This is a genomic window from Stenotrophomonas sp. IS26, assembly GCF_054188265.1.
The window spans coordinates 23,211-49,092 of sequence record NZ_JBSZJV010000019.1; the positions used below are offsets into that span (position 1 = coordinate 23,211).

At 68.3% G+C, this 25,882-nt stretch carries 23 protein-coding genes; 13 read left to right on the plus strand and 10 right to left on the minus strand.

Annotation, left to right across the window (positions count from 1 at the left end; all coding sequences use genetic code 11):
• Positions 1–11: 11 nt before the first annotated feature.
• The 4 genes from ACW6W5_RS14740 to ACW6W5_RS14755 all read right to left on the minus strand — a co-directional run bounded on the left by ACW6W5_RS14740 (position 12) and on the right by ACW6W5_RS14755 (position 5,719).
• On the minus strand, positions 12–1,883 hold the full coding sequence (locus ACW6W5_RS14740; RefSeq protein ID WP_152151344.1) for a hypothetical protein: 1,872 nt from the start codon (positions 1,881–1,883) through the stop codon (positions 12–14).
• Positions 1,884–1,977: 94 nt separating this feature from the next.
• Complete coding sequence (locus tag ACW6W5_RS14745) at positions 1,978–3,873, minus strand: CocE/NonD family hydrolase (RefSeq protein WP_152151342.1); 1,896 nt, start codon at positions 3,871–3,873, stop codon at positions 1,978–1,980.
• A 98-nt stretch (positions 3,874–3,971) separates the two neighbouring features.
• Positions 3,972–4,367 carry a hypothetical protein gene (locus ACW6W5_RS14750; protein ID WP_152151340.1) on the minus strand — a complete coding sequence of 132 codons (396 nt, stop codon included), beginning with the start codon at positions 4,365–4,367 and terminating at the stop codon, positions 3,972–3,974.
• Positions 4,364–5,719: an MFS transporter gene (locus ACW6W5_RS14755; RefSeq protein WP_152151338.1), complete on the minus strand. Its 1,356-nt coding sequence runs from the start codon at positions 5,717–5,719 to the stop codon at positions 4,364–4,366. Before ACW6W5_RS14755 ends, ACW6W5_RS14750 begins: the two co-directional genes overlap by 4 nt.
• Before the next feature lie 106 nt (positions 5,720–5,825).
• On the opposite strand from ACW6W5_RS14755, the gene ACW6W5_RS14760 reads away from it, so the two are divergent.
• Positions 5,826–6,722 (plus strand): LysR family transcriptional regulator, encoded by an 897-nt coding sequence (locus ACW6W5_RS14760; protein WP_152151336.1) that lies wholly within the window; start codon positions 5,826–5,828, stop codon positions 6,720–6,722.
• 38 nt (positions 6,723–6,760) lie between these two features.
• On the opposite strand, the gene ACW6W5_RS14765 is transcribed toward ACW6W5_RS14760, so the two are convergent.
• Positions 6,761–9,580 (minus strand): beta-glucosidase, encoded by a 2,820-nt coding sequence (locus ACW6W5_RS14765; protein ID WP_152151335.1) that lies wholly within the window; start codon positions 9,578–9,580, stop codon positions 6,761–6,763.
• A gap of 268 nt (positions 9,581–9,848) precedes the next feature.
• Complete coding sequence (locus ACW6W5_RS14770) at positions 9,849–10,292, minus strand: winged helix-turn-helix transcriptional regulator (protein WP_121037054.1); 444 nt, start codon at positions 10,290–10,292, stop codon at positions 9,849–9,851.
• Between the two features lie 74 nt (positions 10,293–10,366).
• Here ACW6W5_RS14770 and ACW6W5_RS14775 point away from each other — a divergent pair, with 74 nt between their 5' ends.
• From ACW6W5_RS14775 to ACW6W5_RS14815, 9 genes are all read left to right on the plus strand, one after another.
• Positions 10,367–11,704 (plus strand): MFS transporter, encoded by a 1,338-nt coding sequence (locus tag ACW6W5_RS14775; RefSeq protein ID WP_121037056.1) that lies wholly within the window; start codon positions 10,367–10,369, stop codon positions 11,702–11,704.
• Positions 11,626–12,060: a VOC family protein gene (locus ACW6W5_RS14780; RefSeq protein WP_070425312.1), complete on the plus strand. Its 435-nt coding sequence runs from the start codon at positions 11,626–11,628 to the stop codon at positions 12,058–12,060. Before ACW6W5_RS14775 ends, ACW6W5_RS14780 begins: the two co-directional genes overlap by 79 nt.
• Positions 12,061–12,316: 256 nt before the next feature.
• Positions 12,317–12,934 (plus strand): translesion DNA synthesis-associated protein ImuA, encoded by a 618-nt coding sequence (imuA, locus tag ACW6W5_RS14785; protein ID WP_088433373.1) that lies wholly within the window; start codon positions 12,317–12,319, stop codon positions 12,932–12,934.
• A 9-nt stretch (positions 12,935–12,943) separates the two neighbouring features.
• Positions 12,944–14,359 (plus strand): Y-family DNA polymerase, encoded by a 1,416-nt coding sequence (locus ACW6W5_RS14790; RefSeq protein ID WP_152151333.1) that lies wholly within the window; start codon positions 12,944–12,946, stop codon positions 14,357–14,359.
• Positions 14,356–17,457, plus strand: coding sequence for an error-prone DNA polymerase (locus tag ACW6W5_RS14795; RefSeq protein WP_152151331.1), 3,102 nt, complete (start codon positions 14,356–14,358; stop codon positions 17,455–17,457). The genes ACW6W5_RS14790 and ACW6W5_RS14795 overlap by 4 nt, the downstream gene beginning before the upstream one ends.
• A gap of 111 nt (positions 17,458–17,568) precedes the next feature.
• Positions 17,569–18,075, plus strand: coding sequence for a hypothetical protein (locus ACW6W5_RS14800; protein ID WP_121037061.1), 507 nt, complete (start codon positions 17,569–17,571; stop codon positions 18,073–18,075).
• Between the two features lie 111 nt (positions 18,076–18,186).
• Complete coding sequence (locus tag ACW6W5_RS14805) at positions 18,187–18,954, plus strand: YggS family pyridoxal phosphate-dependent enzyme (RefSeq protein WP_121037064.1); 768 nt, start codon at positions 18,187–18,189, stop codon at positions 18,952–18,954.
• Positions 18,951–19,073 carry a hypothetical protein gene (locus ACW6W5_RS14810; protein WP_264298036.1) on the plus strand — a complete coding sequence of 41 codons (123 nt, stop codon included), beginning with the start codon at positions 18,951–18,953 and terminating at the stop codon, positions 19,071–19,073. Before ACW6W5_RS14805 ends, ACW6W5_RS14810 begins: the two co-directional genes overlap by 4 nt.
• 70 nt (positions 19,074–19,143) lie before the next feature.
• Entirely contained in the window at positions 19,144–19,299 is a 156-nt protein-coding gene (locus ACW6W5_RS14815; protein ID WP_167390404.1) for a hypothetical protein, read from the plus strand.
• Between the two features lie 100 nt (positions 19,300–19,399).
• Here ACW6W5_RS14815 and ACW6W5_RS14820 read toward each other — a convergent pair whose 3' ends face one another.
• The gene (locus tag ACW6W5_RS14820) at positions 19,400–20,284 is read right to left on the minus strand and encodes an AraC family transcriptional regulator (protein ID WP_121037066.1); all 885 of its coding nucleotides are present in this window, start codon (positions 20,282–20,284) and stop codon (positions 19,400–19,402) included.
• Between the two features lie 159 nt (positions 20,285–20,443).
• On the opposite strand from ACW6W5_RS14820, the gene ACW6W5_RS14825 reads away from it, so the two are divergent.
• The 3 genes from ACW6W5_RS14825 (at position 20,444) to ACW6W5_RS14835 (ending at position 23,463) form a co-directional block, all read left to right on the plus strand.
• Entirely contained in the window at positions 20,444–21,514 is a 1,071-nt protein-coding gene (locus tag ACW6W5_RS14825) for an aldo/keto reductase (RefSeq protein WP_152151329.1), read from the plus strand.
• A 3-nt stretch (positions 21,515–21,517) separates the two neighbouring features.
• Positions 21,518–22,048, plus strand: coding sequence for a nuclear transport factor 2 family protein (locus tag ACW6W5_RS14830; RefSeq protein WP_226956582.1), 531 nt, complete (start codon positions 21,518–21,520; stop codon positions 22,046–22,048).
• 107 nt (positions 22,049–22,155) lie between these two features.
• Complete coding sequence (locus ACW6W5_RS14835; RefSeq protein ID WP_152151327.1) at positions 22,156–23,463, plus strand: chloride channel protein; 1,308 nt, start codon at positions 22,156–22,158, stop codon at positions 23,461–23,463.
• Between the two features lie 13 nt (positions 23,464–23,476).
• On the opposite strand, the gene acuI is transcribed toward ACW6W5_RS14835, so the two are convergent.
• The 3 genes from acuI to ACW6W5_RS14850 form a co-directional block, all read right to left on the minus strand.
• Positions 23,477–24,463 carry an acrylyl-CoA reductase (NADPH) gene (gene acuI / locus ACW6W5_RS14840; RefSeq protein WP_152151325.1) on the minus strand — a complete coding sequence of 329 codons (987 nt, stop codon included), beginning with the start codon at positions 24,461–24,463 and terminating at the stop codon, positions 23,477–23,479.
• A gap of 86 nt (positions 24,464–24,549) precedes the next feature.
• Positions 24,550–24,936, minus strand: coding sequence for a lysozyme inhibitor LprI family protein (locus ACW6W5_RS14845; RefSeq protein WP_193222746.1), 387 nt, complete (start codon positions 24,934–24,936; stop codon positions 24,550–24,552).
• Between the two features lie 172 nt (positions 24,937–25,108).
• A complete protein-coding gene (locus ACW6W5_RS14850) occupies positions 25,109–25,753 on the minus strand; it encodes a TetR/AcrR family transcriptional regulator (RefSeq protein WP_121037078.1) in 645 nt (214 codons plus the stop codon).
• Between the last annotated feature and the right edge of the window lie 129 nt (positions 25,754–25,882).

Here is a 25,882-nt window from a genome sequence, read left to right on the forward strand (position 1 = left end):
TCCGCGCGCGGTTACCGGTCGCGCATCGCATCGGTCACATCGCCGCCGGCAAGCACCGGCAGCAGCGCCCGGGGCAGCTTGCAGGGGCGCGTGGGCACACTGTCCACGCGCCACCCGCGCCCGAGCAGGACGCCCTTCCCCTTCGAGGGCGGGCCATTGCCGGGTGCCGGGCAGCTGATGTCACTGAGCAGCACCTGTCCGTCGCGGTCCAGCCATTGCTGGACGAAGTATTCGCCATCGGCAAAGCGCATCGTGCCGAGATTGACCAACGTCAGCGGCTGGCTTTCCACATCCCCTTGCCAGGTGGACTGCAGCTCCACGCCGCTGAACAGCAGGCGCCGTCGCAGCAGCACCTGATGGTTGGCCTCCAGCAGGACCAGTTCCTCATCGCCCCCGTCCAGATAGCGGCGCGTCCAGGTGCGATCCGTGCCCCAGGGCAGGATATCGAAACTCTCCGGCGGCGCCGGTTCGCTGCCATCGGCCAGCATCATGCCCAGTTTTCCGTCCCGGCGGAACACCACCCGGCCACCGTCCATGCGCACCACACCTTCGAACGGACGACCCACGATACGGCCACGCGCGAGGTTGTACAGGTGGTTGACGCCGGCGGCCTGCTCCCGGAGCAACAGCAACGGCGGGGCGACGTGGCGTTCGTCGATGGCCATGTCGGCAGGCACCGTGTAGGCCGTGCGTCCATCCCACCACAGGCGCGGTGAGGATTCGCCGCCGAACCTTCCAAGCAATCCAGTGCCGACGGCGTCGAACCGGGTCACGTCTGAAGGCGCGAACACGACCTCGCCATTGCAGTCCAGCACCGCTGCGGTCTCGGTCTCGGTGGGATGCCGCACGCGCCACGGCGGTGCCTGCCGTTGTTCAGCATCGGGCTCGTCGAGCCCCGCTGCCAGCGCGGCCGGGGCGGCGGTGGGCGGGTTGGCGCCCTCGTTGTCCAGCACCTGCCAGCGGCCACCGCAGTAATCCAGGCGGACGTTGCCACGCTGTGCGGCAAAGTGTCCGTCGGGCATCAGCCAGCCGGGCTCGGGCGTGTCGTCGGCGCTGCCGGTGGCATGCCGGTTGACCTGCTCGGGCCAGTCGCGCCGGCCCGCAGTGCCGCCATACTGGCGATAACGGGGATACAGACCATCCTGCTGGTAGCGCGCACTGTCCGTCGCCCTGCCCTGTGCATCCACCCGCCGCCACAGCTCGCCTTGGCGCAGCCACCAGCCACCGTCGGTGACGGGCAGCAGCGCGTCGATGTCATCGGAAAACAGCGTCGTACCGGATTCATCCCGCACGTCGCAGTGCTCAGGCACCTGGACACTGCACGCAACATATACGTGGCGACCGGCGAAGGGCCCGGCCACCCACTGGACCTGGCGCTCGTCCAGTTCCATGACGGCGCGCCCGTGCAGGTCATGGAAGCGCAGCGGACCACTGCGGGCGTTCCACAGCACGCGATCGGGTATCGCCAATGGCACCCATTCGCCATCCTTCAGCGCTGGAAAACGAACCTGACCCAGCGCATCCACCACGCCCCGGCCACCGACCGCCTCACCATCGGCCTGGATGAACGCCTCCCACAACGGATCACCGGGTGCGGCCTGCGGCAGCACGAACCGTTCGTGGTACTCGGTATAACCGCGGTCCTCACGCAGCAGTCGTCCTGCATCGTCGTACCACTGCTGCGGCGTGGTGGGGCCCTGCGCACGCATCCAGCGGTCGGCGGACAGCCGATGCATGCGCGCGCCATTGGGCGGCACCAGCAGGCGGCCATCCAGGGACACCAGCGCCTCGGCGCCGAAACTATTGCCCAGCACGGTGAACGACTGCGCCGGCGCGCCGCCTGCCAGCGACATCAGCGCGCCTACCACGAACATCCTTTTCATCGGTCGCATCATGCAAAGTGGAGCTGCACGCTAGCGCCTGTCCCTTGGCGATGCAATGCATCCGGCAACATCCGTGCGGGCGATACTCCGGCGCTCAGTACACAGGCAATGAAATGAAACTGGCCTGCTGCGGCGCGTGCCAGATCTGCTGCGTCGCCTTCTGGTAATCGCCCGGTTTGGCCAGGTAGATGTTCGGCACGAACGTCTGCGGATTGCGGTCATACAGCGGGAACAGGCTTGATTGCACCTGCACCATCACCCGATGGCCCGGCTGGAACACATGGTTCGCCGTTGGTAGACCGAACGTGTAGTCCAGCACCTGGTTGCTCGCGATCGCCTTCGGGTCGCTGAAGCTCTCGCGGTACCGGCCACGGAAGATCGCCATCGAGACCGACAGCTCGTAGCCGCCCATCTCCGGCGTCGACGGCGTCTGGTCCGGATACACATCGATCAGCTTCACCACCCAGTCGCTGTCGCTGCCACTCGTGGCTGCCTGCAGATTGACCTGCGGCGCACCGCCGATCCGCAACGGTTCGGTCAAGGGCTCACTGACGAAGGTGAGCACGTCCGGGCGGCCATCCACGAAGCGCTGATCCTTCACCAGCCAGCTCGTCCACATATCCCGATCAGCGAACCGCACCGGGCGCGGCACGAACGGCACCGGCTTGGCCGGATCGGACACATAGGCCTCGAACGTCGCCTCACCCGCCTGCGGCGCTTCGAAGGACAGCTTGCCGCCCGCGCGCAGATACAGCGGCCTGGACTGCGCCACGCTGCGCGGCCATTGCTGCAGTTTGTCCCACTGGTTTTCACCGGTGTTGTAGATCAGCACCGGCGGCGTCTGCGCCGTGGGCGCGCCATCCACCAGGTACTGATCGAAGAACGGCTTGAGCACATCGCGGCGGAACTGCAGCGCGGTGTCCCCGTCGAACTTCAAGGCGCCCAGGCTGCTGCCGTCGTAGTTGACCTGGCTGTGCCGCCACGGCCCCATCACCAGATAGTTCAGCGTGTTGCCGGTGTCACGCGGCTCCATCGCCGCGTAGCTGTGCACCGCGCCCCACATGTCTTCCTGGTCCCACAGGCCCTGCAGCCACATCGTGGGCACCTTCAGCTCCGTCTTGGCCATGCGCGCGTCCAGCGCCTGTTCCTGCCAGAACGCGTCGTAGCTGGGGTGTTCGATCAGCTTGTGCCACCACGGCAACTGATCCAGGCCATTGGCCTTGGCGTAGTCCCCTGCCGAGCCGGCGCGCAGGAAGGTCGTGTAGTCGTCGTAGCCGACGCTGGGAATGGACGGCCCCTTGCCGCGCTTGGCCAGCTGGCCGGTGAAATAGCCGAAATTGACCTGCCGGAACGCACCGTAATTGAGCCAGTCATCGCCCATCCAGCCATCGATCATCGGGCTCTGCGGCGCAGCCACCTTCAGTGCCGGATGCGGGTTGGTCAGCGCCATCACCACGGTGAAGCCTTCATAGGACGAACCCAGCATGCCGACCTTCCCATTGCTTTCGGGTACATGCTTGACCAGCCAATCGATGGTGTCCCACGCGTCGGTCGCGTGGTCCACCTTCGTGGTGTTGAGCGGCCCGCGCAGCGGCCGGGTCATCACGTAATCGCCCTGGGAGCCGTACTTGCCGCGGATGTCCTGGAACACCCGGATGTACCCGCCATCGACGAACACCTCGTCGCCCTGCGGCAGGATGTCGCGCATGTTCGGCGAATCCATGCGCTTGGCACGGTTGGCGGCATCGTAAGGCGTACGGGTCAGCAGGATCGGCGCGTGCCTGGCGCCCTTGGGCACCACGATCACCGTGTAGAGTTTCGTCCCATCGCGCATCGGCACCATCACCACGCGCTTGTCGTAGTTGTCCTGCGCCGTGGGCGTCACGAAGCCCTTGGCGGGGATGTCCGGGGTCATCGGCGAGGTCTGCGCCGACACACTGGCGGCAACCATCAGACTCAACAGCGCAACTGGCACTACACGCACACGCATGGGGCTCTCCCGGCAGTGATGGCAACTCCCGCAGCCTAGCGCCGCGCGGCCTGCGCCGGTAGATGCCGATCGGCCTGTTCCGTGGCCATTTCGCGCATTCAGCCGCCAACCACCGTTTCGTGCAAAGCCTGCCAGCGCAGCGTGCCGTCCGGGCGGCTCACGAGAACCGCCAAGGCCTCACGTCGATGGCCGGTGCCCTCCGCGCCGACCTGATCCTCGCGATAGCGCACCGCGCAGGCGGCGGGCGCGAGCGGCAGGTACTGCATTGCATCGACCGTGATCTGCAGCCCGGGCCGGCTGCCATGGGCGGAGGCGAAGAGGTCGGCGAGCGCGGGCTTGTCCAAGCGGATGCCACGGATCCCGACCATGCTGAAGTCGTCGTTGAAACGGGCGAGCAGCGTGTCCAGCGCAGCCACCGGCGAGCGCCCGGTGAACCAGTCTTCGATCAGCACATGCAGGTCATGGATCTCGTTGAAGGCAAGCGTGTCATTCATGGGGAGGCTCTCAAGGCAAGGGAAGACGCCGGCAGGCGCCATAGCAGAAGCATCGGCAGCAGGCTCATGCCCGCCGCCAGCATCAGGGTGAGCGGGAACGCGTGCGCTGGCAGCACGGAGGACAGCACTGCCAGCACACAGGCCAGCAGCGCGGCGGCCAGACAGAAACTGAGTTGGCGGTTGAGATTCCACAGCGCACTGCCCGGCAGCAGCTCCGCGTCCGCCAGTGTCTGGAACGCGAGCGTCTGTGCGCTGCTGCTGCACAGGCTCCCGCCCAGGCCCATCAGTGCGAAGGCCAGCACCGGCAGCCACGGTTGACTGGCCGGTAGGCCGATCAACAACGCGATGCCGACCGCCTGGCCTCCCATGCCAGCCGTCAACAGCGGGCGCGCCCCAATGCGTGGCAGCCAGTGCCGTGTGGTGGCGATGGCGCAGGCCGAGGCGATCGCCCACGGCAGCATGAAACCCCCGATCGCTGCGGCCCCGTAGCCCTGCCGATGCAGCAGCAGCGTGGCCACCAGCTGGGTGCCGATGAACGTACCTGGCACCAGCAGATAGATCAGCATCGCCAGCCGCAGCGAGGCATGCCGCAGCAGCGACCACTGCAGGACCGGATGATCCGTAAGGCGCGCACTGCGGGCATACAACGCCAGCACCAGGGTGGCGACCACCAGCAGGCCCGCGCCGAGCATCCGCTGCCCCGGCTCTGCCAACAGGCTCAGCGCAACCAGCAACACGCTCAGGCCCAGTGAGCCCAACAGCAGCCCGCGACGGTCCAGCGCCGGTACGACCACCGGCTCACGCGGACGCACCCACCACGCCGCCAGCGCCAAGGCCACCATGGCCAGGGGCACACTGACCAGCAACACGCCGCGCCATGAGCCCCACTCCACCAGCAGGCCGCCCAGCGTGGGCGACAGCGCCGGCACCAGCAGTGCCACCGCCATGATGCGGGCGGTCAGACGCGCGCGGTCGGCCGGCGGGCATTCGCGGTAGGCCATCGCCTGCCCCACCGGAATCAACAGCCCGCCACCCAGCCCCTGCAGCAGGCGCCAGCCGATCAGCCACTCGATGCTCGGCGCGGTGCCTGCCAGCACAGCGCCCGCGGTGAACAGGGCCAGCGAGAGGCACAGCACCCTGCGCTCGCCGAGGCGCGCGGCCAGCCAGCTGCCCAGTGGAATCACCAGGGTCAGGCCGAGCATGTAGGCGTTGCCGATCCACGCCAGCTGCGGCACGGAGGCCTGCAGGTCGGCGGCGATGGCCGGATACGCGACGGTACCGATGAACATGTTCACCAGGTCCAGCGAGAATCCCAGCAGGTACAGCGTTTCCACCCTGGCCCGGTATGTCATGCGGCGCTCCAATTGCGAGGCGGCAGCATGCGCGTTGGCGGTGGCTGGATATACGGGCAACCGGATGCCAGACTGTCAAACCTTTTTTGACAGTCAGAGCGCCGCCATGGTCAGCCTGGACCGCTTCGAGACCTTCAAGGCGATTGTCGACGCCGGCAGCCTGACCGCTGCCGCGCAGCGCCTTGGCCAGAGCCGCGCCGTGGTGAGTTTCAACCTCAAACGGCTGGAGCAGGAACTGGGCGTGACCCTGCTGGTGCGCAATACCCGCAGCCTGGCGCTGACCGAGGCCGGCGAACGCTTCTACCAGCACTGCACCGCCCTGTTGGCGACTGCCGAGCTGGCGATCGAGGAGGCACGCAGCGAACAGCTGCAGCTGCGTGGCACGCTGCGGCTGACCACCACGCCGGAGTATGCGATCGCCCGGGTCGTGCCGGTGCTGGAATCCTTCCGCGCCCTGCATCCGGAGCTGCGCCTGCACCTGTCCACTTCACCGGCGCCGGCGGACCTGATTCCCGAGCGGTTCGATCTGGCGATCCGGTTGGGGCGCCTGCAGGATTCGCAGCTGCGCGCGACCCTGCTGGACGAACACGCGCTGTGCGCGGTCGCCGCGCCGTCGTTGTTGTCCACGCTGCCCGATGATGCCGCGCGCGATGACCCGGACTGGATCCGCACGCTGCCACGATTGGGGTATCCGCGCTTGGCGGATCTACCGCTGGTGGCGCCCGATGGCAGCGACCAGGTGTTTGCCTGCAACCCCGCCCATGCGGTGGTCACGGTCGATAACGCCTCAACGCTGCGCGCATTCGCGCTGGCCGGGGCCGGCGCGACGGTGTTGCCGCAGTGGTTGATCGATGACGATCTGGCGCAGGGCCGGCTGCTGCCGATCCTGCGCCGTCATCGTTTCCCGCGCCAGGGCGTGTATGCGGTGTTTCCCAACGCCACCCAGCCCTCGCGCCGGGTCCGGCTGCTGCTGGCGCACCTGCGCGAGCACCTGCCGGGGTGACCGGAGGCACGACCGACGGTCGTGCCCTGCCCGTCAGCTCAGCGGACCACCTGCTCGGCCAGCTCCAGCGGCACGCGCTGCACCGGTGCATTGGCCGCGCGCGAGAGCTGTACTTCGTACTGCCCACCGGCGATCTTCCACTGCTTGGCAGCGGTATCGAAACTGGCCAGCGTCTTCGGCTCGGCTTCGATGCGGATCCGGCGGCTTTCGCCCGGCTGCAGCGTCACCTTCTGGAAGCCGATCAGGCGGATCGGGGTGGTGCTGCCCTGCGGCAGCTGCAGGTACAGCTGCGGCACATCCGCACCGGCGACCTTGCCGGTGTTGCGCACGTCCACGCTGGCGACCACACGCTGGCCGTCCACCACCACCTGCAGGTTGTCGTAGCCGAAGCTGGTGTAGGACAGGCCATGGCCGAACGCATACTGCGGGGTCAGGCCCTTGGCGGCGAACCACTTGTAGCCGACGTTGGCGCCTTCGATGTCGTAGTCGATGGTGTCATCCGGCTTGTTCTTCGGGTTGAAGCCCAGGCCATTGACGTGCGGGCGCGGCAGCTGGCTGACATCGGTCGGCCAGGTCACCGGCAGGCGACCGGACGGATTGATCTTGCCGGTCAGCAGCGCGGCGATGCCTTCACCGCCCCGGATGCCCGGGTACCAGGCCTGCAGGATGGCCGGCACCTGCTGCAGCCACGGCAGCTCGACCGGGCCGTTGGTTTCCAGCACCACCACCGTCTTCGGGTTGGCCTTGGCCACACCGGCGATCAGCGCGTCCTGGTTGTCCGGCAGCTGCATGTGCGGCAGATCGACCGATTCGGCCGACCACTGCGTGGCGAACACGATGGCCACATCGGCGGCAGCGGCAGCGCGCGCGGCGGCGGCCACATCGCGGCCATCCACGTAATCGATGCGGGCATCCGGACGCTCGGCGCGCAGCGCTTCCAGCGGCGAGGACGGGTGGAAGATCACCGGGCCCGGCCAGGTCGTCGGCATCACACCCGGCACCGCATTGGTGCCGCGCGCGGTCCAGCCCACCATCGAGGAACCGCCGCCACCGATCACGCCCTTGTCGGCATGTCCACCGATGATGACGATGCGCTGCACGTCCTTGCCCAGCGGCAGCAGGTCATCGGCATTGCGCAGCAGCACGCTGCCTTCTTCGACGGTGCGCTGCGCGGCGTGGAAGCCGGCCTCGTCGTCGATCGGCTCATGCACAGGCGGCAGATCGAAATTGCCGTGCGCGAACATGGTGCGCAGGATGCGGCTCACCATGTCGTCCAGGCGCGCCTGCGGCACCACGCCACCGGCCACGGCCAGGCGCAGCGGTTCGTCGAAATAGACCGCCTTGTCGAACACTTCACCGGCCGACTGCTGGTCCAGGCCCGCCAGCGCCGCCTTGGAGCCGCTGTGCACGCCACCCCAGTCGGACATCACGAAACCGGGGAACTTCCATTCCTGCTTGAGCACCTCGTTCATGAGGTAATCGTGTTCGCAGCCGTAGGTGCCGTTGATGCGGTTGTACGAGCACATCGCCGAACCGGGCTTGCCGATGTCCATGGCGATCTCGAACGCCAGCAGGTCCGATTCGCGCATCGCCTGCTCGCCGATCTCGGCGCTGTGGAAATTGCGCGAGGTCTCCATGTCGTTGAGCGCGAAGTGCTTCATCGTGGAGATGACATGCTGGCTCTGCACGCCGCGGATCGACTCACCGACCAGCACACCGGCCAGCAGGGGATCTTCACCGGCGTATTCGAAGTTGCGGCCATTGCGCGGATCGCGCTGCAGGTTGACGCTGCCGGCCAACAGGATGTTGAAGCGCTGCTGCCAGGCTTCGCGACCCATGGTGGCACCGCCAGCGAAGGCGATATCCGGGTTCCAGCTGGAGGCCGTGGACGGGCCGGACGGCATCGCGGTGGCGTGGTCGCCCTTGCGCAGGCCGCCCGGATTGGTCACGCCGACACCGGCATCGGCCGACTGCTGCGCCGGAATGCCCAGGCGCGGCACGCCCGGCACGAAACCGGCCGAACCGACCGCGCCTTCCGGCAGCGGACCGCCATCCTTGCCCAGCCCGAAGTAGCTGTGCAGCATCTGGAACTTCTCATCCACGGTCATCTGCGCGACCAGCGCCTTGGCACGGGCATCGGCGTTCAGGCCGGTGTCCATCCACGGCGTGTCGCCACCGACCGGCGCGGCATACCCCAGGGTCAGCAGCGTGGCGGCGGTGGTGCCCTTCTTGCCGTCATGGGTGCGCAGCTTGATCGCCGCCGACGTGGCGGACTGGAAGCCATCGCTGAAGTAGCTTTCATTGGCTTCCAGCGCGACGCGCGACGGATCGAAGCCTGCGGTGGTGGCTGCATCGGCACTGACCGCGCCCAGCAGCACGGCCGGCGCGCCCAGGCGCGAACCGGTGACCAGCGGGGGCAGTGCCGCCGCATCGGCGGCGCTGGTGTACAGCGCGACCACGTGGCGGCCATCGTTGAGGCGCAGGTAATTCAGCGACGGCTGCTCGGTGCCCGATTCGGCCTCGATCGGCAGGCGGGTGAGCACGACGCTGCCGGTCTGCTGCGCGGCGGCCGGATCGGCGGTCACGAAACGATAGTGATAACCCAGCGCATCGGCCAGGCCCTGCAGCGGATCCACGCGGTCGGCGCGGCGCTCCACGTTGCGCACGGTCACTGCATCGACCTGCAGCTGCTCCAGCTGCGCGGCGACCACGGCGGCGTCCAGCTCACCCGGGGTCTGTTCCAGGGTCAGCACGGTGAACGCGTCGGTGGCGGCGGCCGGGGCAGCAGCCCAAGCGGAAGCGCTCAGCGAGAGCGCGATGGCGGCCGTCAGGGCCAGGGGCTTTGAAATCGTTTTCATGAGCGGACGAAACACCTTTGCTTGCGCAATAAATCCAGGGAGTCTTGCCGCAGAAGGGTGCAGCGCCATGTCGGCGGGAACCACGCGCGGGCGCGCGGAACCGTTTACAACGCAAGGCGATGACGACTACGTCCAGGCCCCTCCGCCCGTCGTGACAGCCGCACCACCCGGGAGCCCGTGACCGGCGCCCCACCCCGGAAGAGTGGGCGAGCGTGTTCATGCCTGTCAACAGGATGCTTACATTTGAGACACCACAACCCGCGCGAAATCAGGGCGACAGCGGCTTCATCACCCGGGTGTCGGCGCCCTCAACCACCTGCCCACGCTGGTCGCGCGGCTGCATCGGGGCCAAGGGCTGCCCATCGCTGTCGGCCTGCAGCACCGAGCGCGGCTCGCCGGGTGCGAACAGGAAGGCCTCGCCCCATTGGCGCAGCGCCACCACCAGCGGGAACAGCGCGCGACCGCGCTCGGTGAGCACATATTCCTGATAGCTGCGGCCTTCGCCCAGCGGCTGCTGCGCCAGCACGTCCGCTTCCAGCAAGGCCTGCAGGCGCTGGCTCAGCATGCTGCGCGACATTCCCAGGCGGCGCTGGAAATCGCTGAAGCGGCGCACCCCGTCGAAAGCTTCGCGCACGATCAGCAGCGACCAGCGGTCACCGACCAGATCCAGCGCGCGCCCCACCGGGCAGGGGGTAGTGGCATCGGTTGTCATGAGCGGCCTCCTTTCCAGGTTTCATTTTAGAACCACATGCCCCAGAATCAACTGGTTCTATTTTGAGACTACATATGGCGATCATCGCCCGACCCCCTGCCTCCCGCCTCCCCTCCGCCCTGCTGATGCTGTTCGCCTGCGCCGCCGGTTTGAGCGTGGCCAATGTCTATTACGCCCAGCCCTTGCTGGACGCGCTGGCCGCCGATCTCCAGATCAGCACCTCCCGCATCGGCGCGGTGATCGCCGCCACCCAGCTGGGGTCGGTGGCGGCGCTGCTATGGGTGGTGCCACTGGGTGACCGCGTGGACCGCCGCCGCCTGATGGCGATCCAGACCGGTGGCCTGGTGCTGGCCCTGCTGGCCGTCGCGCTGGCCGCGCAGGCCTGGAGCCTGCTGCTGGGCATGCTGGCGGTGGGCCTGCTCGGCACCGCGATGACCCAGGGGCTGATCGCCTATGCCGCCGCCGCTGCAGGCGGGCACGAGCGCGGCCGCGTGGTCGGCGCCGCACAGGCGGGCGTGGTAGTCGGGTTGTTGTTGGCACGCGTCGTGGCCGGCGCGGTGGCCGATCTGGGCGGATGGCGGGCGGTGTACCTGCTCTCGGCGGCGCTGATGGTGGTGACGGGCGCGCTGTTGTGGGCGCGTCTGCCACGGCTGCCGGTGGCGACGCCACCCACCGCACGCACCGGGTTGATCGCCTTGCTGCGGCAACAGCCGGTGCTGCGCCAGCGCGGCGTGCTGGGCCTGCTGCTGTTCACCGTGTTCGGCCTGTTCTGGAGCAGCATGAGCCTGCCGCTGGGCGCGCCGCCGTATGCGCTCACGCACACCGCCATCGGTGCCTTCGCGCTGGTCGGGCTGCTCGGTGCATTGGCGGCGGCACGCAGTGGGCACTGGAGTGACCGGGGCCATGCCGGGCGGGTGACCACCGGCGCCCTGGGGCTGATGCTGCTGAGCTGGCTGCCGATCGCCGCGATGCCCCACCACCTGGGCTGGCTGGTGCTCGGCGTGCTGCTGCTGGATATGGCAGTGCAGGCGCTGCACGTGACCAACCAGAGCCGGATTCTGGCCGCAGCCCCGCATGCGCAGGCGCAGGTGATCGCCGCCTACATGCTGTTCTACGCGGCCGGCAGTGGGCTGGGGGCGCTGGCCGGCAGTGCGTTGTATGCCGCGTTCGGCTGGCCCGGGGTCTGCACGGCGGGTGCCGGTGTGTCGCTGCTGGCGTTGCTGGCCTGGTGGGCGATGCCGGGTTATCACGCCATCACCGGTGGTCATGAGGCCTGCCCGGTTCCGGGCGGATCGCGGCTCGATAATGAGCGCTCACGTCCCGGAGCCGCCGCATGCCCCCACACCGCCACTTCGATCAACTCTGGCGCGACCGCAACGACACCTCCCGGCAACGCAGCCCGCGGGTGCTGATCCGGGTGTTCGTCGGCCCAGGCGAACTGGAAGCACGGGTGGCGTTCTACGAGCAGTTGCAGGGCGTGGTCGCCGATGCGGGCTTTCCGTTCCCCGAGGCCGGCCTGCGCCTGGCGATGGTCGGGGCGTTCCTGCTGATCGAGGGCGCGCCGGACAAGCTGGCCCCGTTCACCTCCACCACCGGCACGCTGCTGGTGGATGACGTGCAGCCCTATTACGACCGGCTGGTGGCGGCCGGGGCGCAGATCATCTTTCCACTGCAGGTCGTGCCCACCGGGGCGGCCTTCAACGCCGTGCATCCGGACGGCACCGTGGTCGAGTACGTGCACCACCGGCCCGATCCGCAGGGGCGCTGAGTAGATCCACGCCATGCGTGGATGCCCTCCATCACGCGCGTGGCCATCCCATCTGGCGCGCTGCCATTCCGCGCTCCTGAAGCATTCATCACCCCCAACCGGTTCGGAATCCGGCCGCCGAATTCGTTAGCATTTTTACTAATTGCGGGTAGGATTGTCGGTCTCAGCCTTTGACACGCGTGCTGCCGATACTCGCCGCCATGCCCTTGTTTCCTGCCCGTTTCCACCTGCTCCAGCCCTGCCGGGAGGCCCGCTGATGGGCGCCGTGCTGGCCCTGGACCGGCTGCTGGAAACCCGCCGGGTCTGGCGGGGGCAGCCGCGTGCGGCCTTCCCGGAGGTGGCCCCGCACCCGACCGGCCACCCGGCGCTGGATGCCCGCCTGCCGGGCGGTGGCTGGCCGCCCTCGGCGCTGTCGGAGGTGCTGCTGGCCTCGCCCGGGGTCGGTGAGCTGGCCCTGGTCTGGCCGACGCTGGCGCGGTTGAGCCAGCAACAGCAGACCGTGGTGCTGATCGCCCCGCCGCACCTGCCGCATGCCCCGGCGTGGGCCCGCGCCGGGCTGGCGCTGAACCAGGTGCAGGTGGTCCAGGCCAGCCCGCGCGATGCGTTGTGGGCCGCCGAACAATGCCTGCGCTCGGCCGCGTGCGCGGCGGTGCTGTGCTGGCCGCAACAGGCCGATGACCGCGCGCTGCGCCGGCTGCAGGTGGCGGCCGAAACCGGCCAGTGCCTGGGGTTTTCCTTCCGCGATGCCCGGCACGCGCGCAACCCCTCCCCGGCCGCGCTGCGCCTGCAGCTCGACGATGGCCAGGTGCGTGTCCTCAAATGCCGTGGCGGGCTGGCACCGGCCCAGCCGTTGCCGCTGGCCGTGGCCCATTGAGCGGCCGCCGTGGACTGGGCCTGCCTGCTGCTGCCGCACCTGGCGCTGGATGCCGCCCTGCGCCAGCAACCGGACCCGGCCGCGCCGCTGGTGCTGGTCACCGGCCCGGCGCAGCGGCGCGTGCTGCATGCGGTCAGTCCCTCGGCGCGGCAGCTGGGGCTGCGCCGCGGCATGCTGCTCTCAGCTGCGCAGGTGCTCACCCGCGACATGCTCACCGTGGAATACGACCCGCGCGCCGAACAGGCCACCCGCCAGCTGTTGGCCAGTTGGCTGTACGGCATCAGCTCGCAGGTCAGCCTGGATTTCCCGCACGCGCTGGCGTTGGAGATCCGGGCCAGCCGCGCGCTGTTCGGTGATTGGCCGGAGGTCGAGCAGCGGCTCACCCGTGGCCTGACCGAACTGGGTTTCCGCCACCGGCTGGTGGCCGCACCGAATCCGCATGCCGCCAGCGTACTGGCCCGCGTGCATGGCCGGCTCGGCGTGGCTGCGCACCAGGTGGAGGCGGCCCTGGCCCAGGTGCCGATCGAACGCAGCGGGTTGCCGGCCGAGGCGGTCACGGTGCTGGCGCGCTCGGGGTTGCGCACACTGGGCGCGGCATTCGGCCTGCCGCGCGAGAGCCTGGCCCGGCGCTTCCCGCCGCAGGTACTGGCGCACCTGGATGCGCTGCGCGGGATCAGCACGCCGCCGCTGCGCTATTTCCAGCCGCCGGACCGCTTCGATGCGCGCATCGAGTTCGAGTACGAGGTCGAGTCCACCCAGGCCATGCTGTTCCCGTTGCGGCGCCTGACCGCCGATCTGGCCGCGTTCCTGTGTTCGCGCGATGGCGGCGTGCTGCAGTTCGATCTGTGGTTCGAACACGAACACCACCCCGATACGCGCCTCTCGATCGGCCTGCTCGCGCCCGAGCGCGAACCGGCGATGCTGTTCGAGCTGGCCCGCAACCGTGTGGATCATCTGCAGTTGCCAGCGGGCAGCCGCGGCCTGCGCCTGCAGGCCGAGCAACTGCCGCCGTTCGTGCCGGCCGCACGCGATCTGTTCGACCCGCGCCCGCAACAGGCCATGCCGTGGGAACAGCTGCGCGAGCGCCTGCGCGCCCGGCTCGGCGATGACGCCGTGCAGGGGCTGGGGCTGCGCGCCGATCATCGGCCCGAACGCGCGACCGGTGACGCCCAGGGCGCACCCAAGGCCCCGCCTGCGGTACTGCCGATGCGCCCGGGCTGGCTGCTGGCCCAGCCGCAGGCGCTGCAGGACCCACACCTGCGCATCCTGTCCGGGCCGGAGCGGATCGAGTCGGGCTGGTGGGATGCCGACGACATCCGCCGCGACTATTACGTGGTCGAAACCACGCAAGGCCAGCGCGGCTGGGCCTATACCGCCGCTGATGCACGCAGCGGACCGTTCATGCTGCACGGCTGGTTCGCATGAGCGCACCGCTGCCCGGATACGCCGAACTGCATTGCCTGTCGGCCTTCAGTTTCCAGCGCGGCGCGTCCATCGCCGAGGAGTTGTTCGCGCGTGCCAAGGGCCAGGGCTACCACGCGCTGGCGATCACCGATGAGTGCTCGCTGGCCGGCATCGTGCGCGCTTGGCAGGCGGCGCAGAAGCACGCACTGCCCCTGATCACCGGTGCCGAATTCCAGCTGGAAGATGGCCCGAAACTGGTGCTGTTGTGCACCGACCAGGGCAGCTACGCCGCGCTGTGCCAGCTGATCACCACCTGCCGCCGGCGCGCGCCCAAGGGCGAGTACCGCTGCCTGCGCAGCGACATGGAACAGCTGCATGCGGGCCTGTTGTGCCTGTGGGTCGCCCCCAGCCCCGGGATCGAGGATGCACAGTGGCTGCAGGCCTGTTTCCCGCAGCGCCTGTGGCTGGCGGTTGAACTGCACCGCGAGGCCGACGACCGCGCGCGCCTGCAGCGCCTGCGTCGTTTCGGTCGCGACCAGGGCATTCCATTGGTGGCCAGCGGTGATGTGCACATGCATGTGCGCCGCCGCCGCGCGCTGCAGGACACCCTCACCGCGATCGGCCACCACTGCACGCTCGGCGAAGCCGGCTGGCGCCTGTTCCCCAACGGTGAGCGCCACCTGCGTACCCGCCAGGCCTTGGCCACGCTGTACCCGCCCGAGCTGCTGGCCGAAACCGTGCGCATCGCCGAGCGCTGCCACTTCGATCTCAAGCAACTGAAGTACACCTACCCGCGCGAACTGGTGCCAGCCGGCCACGACCCGGCCAGCTGGCTGCGGGTGCTGGTGGAAGAAGGCATGCAATGGCGTTGGCCCGCGGGCGAGACGCCCCAGCAACGCCACCAGATCGAACACGAACTGGCGCTGATCCACACCAAGCAGTACGAGTCATACTTCCTGACCGTGCACGACATCGTGCGCTTCGCGCGCGGCCAGCAGATCCTCTGCCAGGGCCGCGGCTCGGCCGCCAATTCCTCGGTGTGTTACGTGCTGGGCGTGACCGAGATCGACCCCAGCGAGATGGCGCTGCTGTTCGAGCGCTTCATCTCCGCCGAACGCGATGAGCCGCCGGACATCGACATCGACTTCGAACACGAACGCCGCGAGGAAGTGCTGCAGTACGTGTTCAACCGCTACGGTCGCGAACGCGCCGCATTGACCGCGGTGGCGATCAGCTACCGGGGCCGCAGCGCGGTGCGCGATGTGGCCCGGGTGCTGGGCCTGCCGCCAGACCAGGTCAACGAACTGGCCGCCTGCCTGGACCGCTGGAGCAGCCACGAGCCGCTGCCGGAGGCATTGCGCGAGCGCGGCTTCGACCCGGAGACCCCGCTGATGCGGCGGGTGGTGGCGCTGACCGCCGAACTGGTCGACTTCCCGCGCCACCTGTCCCAGCACCCGGGCGGTTTCGTGATCTCCGAACACCCCCTGTCCACGATGGTGCCGGTGGAGAACGCGGCCATGGACAACCGCACCGTGATCCAGTGGGACAAGGACGATCTGGATGTCACCGGGCTGATGAAGGTGGACTGCCTGGCACTGGGCATGCTCACCGCCGTGCGCAAGTGCCTGGCGATGCTGGAAGCGCATGGCGAGCCCAAGATGGGCATGGCCGATATCCCCTCCGGCGATGGCCCCACCTACGACATGATCTGCCGCGCCGACACCCTGGGCGTGTTCCAGATCGAGTCGCGCGCGCAGATGGCGATGCTGCCGCGCATGCAGCCGCGCTGCTTCTACGATCTGGTGATCGAAGTGGCGATCGTGCGCCCCGGCCCGATCCAGGGCGACATGGTCCACCCCTATCTGAACCGACGGAAGAAGCTCAAGGAAGAAGGCATCGAAGAGGTCGACTACCCGCCCGAGCTGGAGAAGGTCTTCAAACGCACCCTCGGCGTGCCGCTGTTCCAGGAACAGGTGATGCAGCTGGCGGTCGCCGCCGCCGGTTTCAGCCCCGGGCAGGCCGACGCACTGCGCCGCTCGATGGCCGCGTGGAAGCGCCACGGCGGGCTGGAGCCGCACCGCGACAAGCTGCTCGCCGGCATGGCCGCCAACAACTACAGCCGCGAATACGGCGAGCGCCTGTTCGAGCAGATCAAAGGCTTCGGCAGTTATGGCTTCCCGGAAAGCCATGCGGCCAGCTTCGCGCTGATCACCTATGTCAGCTGCTGGCTCAAGTGCCACCATCCTTCCGCGTTTGCCGCCAGCCTGATCAACAGCCAGCCGTTGGGGTTCTACACCCCGGACCAGATCCTGCAGGATGCGCGTCGCCACGGCGTACCGGTGTTGCCGGTGGACGTACGCTACAGCGACTGGGACTGCACGCTGGTCCCGCCCCCCTCGCCGGGCCGGCCATTCGGCATCCGCCTGGGCCTGCGCCTGGTCGATGGCTTCAGCGAGGCGGTCGCCACCGGCGTGGTGCAGGCGCGCCAGCGCGCGCCTTTCGAGAGCGTGGCCGACCTGAGCCAGCGCGCGCAGCTGGACCGTCGCCACCAGGGCCTGCTGGCCGATGCCGGTGCACTCAAGGGCTTGAGCGGCCATCGCCATCGTGCACGCTGGGACGTCTCCGGCGTGGAAAAGCCGCTGCCGCTGTTCGAATCTGCCCGCGCCACCACCGAGGCCGCCGTCCCGCTGCCGCTGCCCAGCGCGTTCGAGGACATGCAGGCCGACTACAACACCACCGGCACCACGCTGGGCCGGCACATGGTCTCCTTCATCCGCAGCCAGCTGCGCCAGCGCCGCTGCCACCGCTCCGACGAACTGGCCGCCCTGCCGCACGGGCGCAGCGTGCGCTTTGCCGGGCTGGTGCGCATGCGCCAGCGCCCGCAGACCGCCAGCGGGGTCACCTTCCTCACCCTGGAAGACGAATGCGGCATGGTCAACGCCGTGGTCTGGCGCAAGATCGCCGACCGCCAGCATCGCGTACTGGTTGAAGCGCAACTGATGCAGATCGACGGCCGGCTCGAACGCGTGGACGGCGTGCAGCACCTGATCGTCCGCCAGATGCACAACATCGACCCCCTGATCGACGGCGTGCGTACCCACAGCCGCGATTTCCGCTGAGCCATCCCGTGACCGACCTCACGCTCTGAATGTAATTCCAGACTTTTCCGACTGGTGTCGTGAATGCCCTATCCGGTATGGTCGCAGCCTTCCAAGGATCCGGAGAGCCACATGTCGCGCGCGCTGACCATCACCACGCTGGTCGTTTCCAGCCTCGCCCTGATCGTTTCCGGTTGGACCGCGCTGCGCCTGCACCAGAGCCAGTCCGAGGAGCGTGTCATCACCGCCCGTGGCCTGGTGATCCGCGATGCCAGTGGCCAGGCGCGGGTGATTCTCGGCGCCCCCGTCCCCGATCCGCTCACCAAGGGCGTCACCCAGGGGCCGCGCGCGTCACCGCTGTCAGGCCTGATCCTGCTGGGCGCCGATGGCTCCGAGCGTGGCGGCTACGGCACCGCCGATGTCGGCGACGAGGCCATCCTCACCCTCGATGATGCCACCGGCACCACCGAGGTATTCAAGGTCACCGCCAACCCGGATCGCGGCGCCACCCTGGTGGTCAAGCACCAGAACAGCACCGGCGCGATGCTGACCTCCTGGCAGGGCAAACCGGAACTGATCTTCCTCAACGACGACGAACAGACGCACTACGTCAGCCCGAACGCCGCTGCGGCGCCCTGACATCGGCGGGCGGTGATTTTCGGATAGTGCTATGACAACCTGTCCGTTGTCATGGGACCGCCCTGCCGGCGCGCCGACGCGCCGCAGCCGTCCCCGCTTCCGGAGCTCCCCATGCCCATCGCTGCCCCCACCTGGCCCCAGGCCACCACTGTCGACGAGATCCGCCACAACCTGGCGATGGTCCGCGAACGCATCGCCCGCGCCTGCGCACTGGCCGGCCGCGACCCGGCCAGCGTGCGCCTGCTGCCGGTCAGCAAGACCGTCGATGAGGCCCGCCTGCGCCTGGCGTGGGAGGCCGGCTGCCATGAGCTGGGCGAGAACAAGGTGCAGGAAGCCCAGCGCAAGGCCGCGGCGATGGCCGACCTGCCCGGCCTGCGCTGGTCGGTGATCGGCCACCTGCAGACCAACAAGGCACGCGACGTCGCACGCTTCGCCAGCGAGTTCCAGGCGCTGGACAGCCTGCGCGTGGCACAGGCACTGGATCAGCGGCTGGAACTGGAGCAGCGCACGCTGGATGTGTTCGTGCAGGTCAACACCTCCGGGGAGGACAGCAAATACGGTCTGGACCCGATCGAGGTCGCCGATTTCGTGCAGCAGCTGCCGGCCTTCTCCAACCTGCGCGTGCGCGGGCTGATGACCCTGGCGGTGTTCTCGCCGGATCCGGAACAGGTACGCCCGTGCTTCGCGCGCCTGCGCGACCTGCGCGACCGGTTGCGCCCCACCCTGCCGCCGGGCGTCAGCCTGGAGGAACTCTCCATGGGCATGTCAGGTGACGTCGAGATCGCCATCGAAGAAGGCGCTACCGTGGTACGCGTGGGCCAGGCCATCTTCGGTGCGCGTTCGACACCGGACAGTGTCTACTGGCCGACCCCGACATGAGCGGCTATCGCCTGCAATGGCAGCAGGCGGTCGCTGAGCAGCGGCGGCTGCACAGTGGCCCGGACGGACTGAAGGTGCTGAGCAGCGAGGCGGTCTATCGGGATATGCCTGCGCCATGACCGGGCGCACCCCGGGTTCACTTCAGCGCACCCATCGCACGCCGATGCGCCGGCCGACACCGGATGTGCCATGCTCGCCTCCGTTGCAACCCACCTGGAGAGCGTCGCCATGGCCAAAGGCCTGAACAAACAGAAAGAGCAGAAGAAGAAACCTGCCAAGACCGCCAAGGAAAAGAAGGCGGAAAAGAACGAAAAGAAGACCACCCGCGGTTTCGCCCCGGTCTGACCGGCGGCACCTTCGCTTACATCGCGGGCATCATGGGAGTGCGGCCACACCACGGTGTCCCGCCGCTCCTCCCGATGTCATCGCGCAAGCACCGGCACGCTCACACCTCCGCCAACCTCAGCCGCTGCGCGTCCGTTGCCGGTGGCATGCCGAACAGCCGTGAGTAGTCCCGGCTGAACTGTGAGGGGCTCTCATAGCCCACCCGGTGGCCGGCATCGGCCGCATCCAGACCGTCATTGACCATCAGCCGGCGCGCCTCCTGCATCCGCAACTGTGTGCGGAAGTCCAGCGGGCTCATCGCCGTGACCGCCTTGAAATGGGCATGGAAGCTCGAACGACTCATGCCCGCAACGCGCGCCACCTCATCGGTACGCCAGACACCACGGAAATTCGCCCGGATCCACAGGATCGCGCGGGCAACCTGGCCGTGCCGGCTGTCGCCGCGGGTGATCGCGTGCAGCACGCTGCCGTTGGGGCCGGTCAACAGCCGATAGAGGATCTCGCGCAGCACCAGCGGCCCCAGCGCCTCGGCGTCGTCCGGTGAATCCAGCAAGCAGACCAGCCGCGTGGCGGCATCCAGCAGCCCGGGTGTCATCGTGTCGAGCGCCAGGCCCGCGGCGACCGCTGGCTCGCCGGCAGGCTGCGGATACTGCAGCGCGAGCTCGCCCAGCACCGCCGCATCGAGATCGACCTGAAGGCTCAGATACGGCTGCGTCGCGGTCGCCTCGATCACCGAGCCCATCACCGGCAGCCCGACCGACGCCACCAGATAACGGGTCGGATCGTAGTAGTAAACGCTCGACCCGAGCAGGGCACGCTTACGGCCCTGGGCGACGAAGCACACGGTGGGCTCGTAGATCACCGGCATGGGCAGCGTCGCGGTGCTGCAACGGATCAGCTTCACCCCGGGCAGCCGGCACGCGAAGGTGCCATCGCGCGGTGCATGCCGGGCGATGGCATCACGGAACAACGCGAGCGGGGCCATGCAGGTCTCCATGGGCGCGGCAGGACAGGTCGACATCATCCGTCGTGTTTGTACGATCGTGCAAGCATGCCGGAGGACCCGGCTACCGGGTCAACGCGACGCGCCAGAACAATGGGAGCCCACGCAGGCACCGCCCTGCCCGCCCCGGAGATCCTTCGCATGACGTCCCCTGCCTCGCTTGATCACTACCGCCTGCTCGGCCGTTCCGGGCTGCGCGTCTCCCCCCTCTCGCTGGGCACGATGACCTTCGGCGCCGACTGGGGCTGGGGCGCCGATGACGCTGAAGCCCAGCGGATTTTCGATGCCTACGTCGACCGCGGCGGCAACTTCATCGATACCTCGGTCAACTACACCAACGGCGCCGCCGAACGCATCCTCGGCCGCTTCGCCAAGGCCCAGCGCGACCGGCTGGTGCTGGCCACCAAATTCACCATGGCGCGCGACCCGGCCAACATCAATGCCGGCGGCAACCACCGCTACAACCTGGTGCGCTCGGTGGAAGCCAGCCTGCGCCAGCTGGATACCGATCGCATCGATCTGCTGTACGTACACGCCTGGGACTTCACCACCCGCCCGGACGAAGTGATGCGCTCGCTGGACGATCTCGTCCGCGCCGGCAAGGTCCAGTATCTGGGCATCTGCAACACCCCGGCGTGGCGCGTCGCCGAACTGCAGATCCTGGCGGACCTGCGCGGCTGGTCGCCGTTGATCGCGTTGCAGATCGAGTACAGCCTGGTCGAGCGCACCGTGGAGCACGAACTCATGCCCATGGCCCAGGCGATGGGTTTGGGGGTACTGCCGTGGTCGCCACTGGGGGGTGGCATCCTGACCGGCAAGTACACCCGCGCCGATCTCTCCGACGAAAATGGTGCGGACGTGGCAAGCAGCCGCAAAGGGGTGATCGCCTCGATCGGTCATCTCAACGAACGCTCGCTGGCAATCGCCGCAGTGGTGGGTGACGTGGCGGAGGAACTGGGCGTGACGCGCTCGCAGGTGGCCATTGCCTGGACGCTGGCCAACCCCGCGGTGGTCTCGCCGATCATCGGCGCACGCACCGTGGCGCAGGCCGAAGACAATCTCCGCGCCCTCACCGTCGTGCTGAGCGAGGCGCATCTGGCCCGATTGGATGAGGCCAGTGCACCGGCACCGATCTTCCCCGCCCGCTTCATCGGCCGGCCGATGGCCCAGCAGTTGATCTTCGGCACCGCCACGCTGAGCGGGCGGAGATAAGCCATGGCAACCTCTCCCTTTGGCGGGATGCTCGCCATGGCCATCACGGTGGCCTCGCTCGCCGTTGGGCCACTGATCCCGGTCGCCGCGGCGGCTGAAGCCACCCTGCCGCACACGGCGCACAACAAGCAGGTGGTGACCGAGGCCTTCGATCGATGGGCGGCCGGTGGCACGGCGTTCTTCGGCGAAGTGCTCGCACCCGAGGTCGTGTGGACGATCGCCGGCTCCAGCCCGAGCTCAGGCACCTACCGCGGGCGGGAGGACTTCATCGCCCGCGCGGTGCTTCCCTTCGTGAGCCGGCTACGCACGCCGGTCCGCCCGACCTCCCGACAGATCTGGGCGGACGGCGAGCATGTGATCATCCAGTGGGCCGGCAACGCGGTGGCCCGGGACGGCAGGCCGTATCGCAACGACTACGTCTGGATATTCCGGATGCGCGCGGGCAAGGCGGTCGACGTCACCGCCTTCCTCGACCTTGTTCCCTACGACGCTGTCATCCACCGCCTGCCCGGCACGGACACCCCCGGCACGTGAACCCGCAGCGTGCCTGCACTGGCACCGCGCTGGCACCCGCGTTTGAAAGCGCAAACCGACAGATTGGGTGAAAAGGACCGGCGAATCACCGTGGGATAATCCGCCCCATGACCTCGCCAGACCCTCAACGCCCTCTCCTGTCCAGGGATGCGTGGAAGCGCCGTGCGGCCCTGTGGGGCGGTGCCGTGGCTGTCGCCCTGGTCGCGATCGTGTTTGCCAAGGCCAGTGATGCGGCCTTCCGGGTCTTCCAGTCGATCATCGCCCATTCGATCTGGTGGGCGCTGCTGCTCACCCCAACCGTGTTCGCGCTGTTGGCGTGGCTGACCAGTGGCGCGCTCAAGCCCACCCGCGGCAGCGGGATTCCGCAGGTGATCGCGGCCCTGGAGATCCCGACGCCCACGTTCCGGCGTGTGAATCTCTCGCTGGGCGTATCGGCAGGCAAACTCGCCTTGACCACGCTGTCGTTGCTCGGGGGCGCCTCGGTGGGCCGGGAGGGCCCTACCGTGCACGTCGGTGCCAGCGTGATGTACATGTTCGGGCGATGGTTCGGGTTCCGCGATCCGAAAGAGCTGTCGCACTTTCTGCTCGCCGGCGGCGCAGCCGGCATCGCGGCGGCGTTCAACACGCCGCTGGCGGGCATCGTATTCGCCATCGAAGAGCTCAGCGGCCGCTTCGAGCACCGCTTCTCCGGCACGCTGCTCACCGCAGTCATCGTGGGTGGCGTGGTGTCGCTGGGCCTGCTCGGCAACTACACGTACTTCGGCAAGGTGAGTGCCACGTTGCCGCTGGGGCAGGCCTGGCTGGCGATCGTGCTGTGCGGCACCGTGGCGGGGTTGCTTGGCGGCCTGTTCGCCAAAGCCGTGCTGCTGACCATGGAAGGCAGACCACGCTGGCTGGGCACGCTGCGCCAGCGCCATCCGGTCCTGCTGGCGGCGCTGTGCGGGCTCGCCCTGGTGCTGCTGGGCGCAGCGTTTGGCGCAGGGGCCTTCGGCACCGGCTACGAGCAGGCCAAGGGGCTGGTGCAGGGAGCACCCTCGGTGGGTCACGAGTTCGGGCTGATGAAGCTTGTCGCCAATCTGGTCTCCTACGTCGCCGGTATTCCCGGCGGCCTGTTCTCGCCCGCCCTGGCCGTCGGCGCCGGGCTCGGCCACAACCTCGCCGCCCTCATGCCTTCGGTCGATGAACGCATCTTCGTGCTGCTGGGGATGTGTGCCTACCTGACCGGCGTCACCCAGGCACCGTTGACCTCGGCGGTCATCTCGCTGGAGCTGACCGACAGCAGCGACATGCTGCTGCCCATCCTGGCCACCGTGCTGGTCGCGCGCGGCATCTCCGGCCTGGTGTGCCGCGTGCCGATCTACAAGGCCATGGCCGAACAGCTGGTCAAGCAGCTGCCGGGCCCCCACCCGCCTTAGTGCCGCGACTGGATCACGCGTTGACGTCGACCACGGTGCGGCCCTGCACACGCCCCTGCAGCACCTGGTCGGCCAGCGCCGGCACCTCGGCCAGACCGATCATCTGGGTGGTGCGCGCCAGCTTGCCCAGGTCCAGATCGGCCGCCAGGCGCGTCCACGCCTGCTCGCGCGCGGCGTAAGGCGCGTTGACCGAATCGATGCCGGCGAGCGTCACGTTGCGCAGGATGAAAGGCAGCACCGAGCCCGGCAGATCCGCACCCTGGGCCAACCCGAACGCCGCCACCACGCCGCGGTAGCGCGTCTGCGCCAGCACATTGGCCAACGTGTGGCTGCCCACCGCGTCGATCGCACCGGCCCAGCGTTCCTTGGCGATCGGCGCACCGGCCTCGGACAGCGTCGCGCGGTCGATGATCTCTGCCGCACCCAGTTCCTTGAGATAGGCGGATTCCTCGAGCCGGCCGGTTGACGCGACGACCCGGTAGCCCAGCGTGGAGAGCAGTGCGATCGCGATGGACCCGGCACCGCCGTTCGCGCCAGTGACCAGGATGTCGCCCTGATCCGGTGACACCCCGCCATGCTCCAGCGCCAGCACCGACAGCATCGCGGTGTAACCGGCGGTGCCGATGGCCATCGCATCGCGGCTGGAAAACGCCGCAGGAATCTTCACCAGCCACTCGCCTGGCACACGCGCCTTCTGCGCATAGCCGCCATGGTGGGTCTGGCTCAAGCCCCAGCCGTTGACCAGCACGCGATCGCCCGGCGCAAAACCCGGGTGGGTGGACGTTTCAACCACACCGGCCAGATCGATGCCGGGAATGAGCGGGAAGGTGCGGATCACCGGCGAACGGCCGCTCAGCGCAAGGGCGTCCTTGTAATTCACCGTGGAGTACTCCACGGCAACGGTGACGTCGCCGGGCATCAGATCCTGCTCGGTCAGCTGGACGAGACCGGCCGCGATGGTATCGCCGGTCTTGGTCGCAAGGAGGGCGTTGAAGGACATGGGATCTCCGGTTCGGGTGCATGAGGGACAGTGCAGACAGAACCAGTGTGCGCACCTGGCCGTACCGACGCGTTAAACGGCCCCGGCTAGCGCCCGCTCATGGAATAGGACCCGGCGCACACGTCACCCTCCTCGACCCCGGCAACCCAGGCCTTGAGCTGCTTGATCCGATCCAGGGTCAGCTGCTCGTAGTCGCCACTCTGGCACATCGGCAGAACGCTCCCATAGTCGTCTGGAGACGGATACCGCGCCGCGATCTGGGCATCGCGGAACACCAGCCAGGCGCGCTGCGCTGCCTTGAACCGCTCCAGGAAAACGGGGTCCTGAGCATTGAGCGCCAGCACGTTGGCATAGATCCGATTGAGCTCGGCATCGGCGCGCTGCGCGCTGTTGCTGGCACATTGGTTGAGCCCGGCCTGCGACTGGTTCGGGCTGTCGCAGGCCATGCCATCGGAGGTATGCGGTGACGCCACGGCCCTGACAGCCGCCTTGGGTGCCTGGGCGCATGTCGCCCCCACCGGGGCCAGTGCGCAGACAAGGAGAAGCGAAGGAAGCATGCGCATTGGATCCGCTCCACACGGGACAGCGGGGAGACCGCCACGGGCGGATTAACCGCGCCGATCCGTGAAATCCACGTGACTGCGCTTACTCCCCCAGCACGGTTGCAATCGAGGCCGTCAGCAGCGCCCGCACGGTGTCGGCGGCCACATCCGGATCGCGTACCGCGCGCATCGCCAGGCCCTCCACCAGCAGCCGCATCAATATCGTGCGGCGCTCCAGGTCGGCCTCTTCGGGCGTGCGGCCGCGCGCGATGTCGTGCTGCCGCAACCACGCGGTGATCGCCGCACTGGTCTGCCTGTCGTGCCGGCGCAGCACCTCGGCAATCACCGGATCGCGATGCGCTTCGGCGGTGATCTCCGCATACAGCGCCACATTGGCGATGGCATTGCCACGGGTTTCCAGCGTTTCGCCCCGCGCCCACAGCTGATAGCAGCGCAGCAGCCCGTCGACCAGATCGGCCGCCGCCGGCATATGGCCGATCGCATCCTGGTCGTAGGCGAGCTGCCGTTCGATCAAGGCCAGGATCAGCGCGCGCTTGTTCTCGAAGTACCGGTACATCAGGCCCTGGCTGATCTCCGCCTCCGCGGCGATGTCGCTGATCGAGCCGGCATGGAAGCCGCGGGCGATGAAACAGCGCTGCGCGGCGTCCAGGATCCGCTGGCGCTGCACTTCGGCACGCGCGGCTGCAGCGTCTTCGGCGGGGGCGCCGGATAGGGGGGTAAGCGTCATTGCTTGTCGTAGATGGCGTCCAGTTGAGCACCGATGGTACGGCAAACCCGGGCATGAATGAACGGTCATTCACCTGTCATTTCGCACACCCAGACTGCGCCGGCCCCCTTCCTTCCGTGAACCCGACCG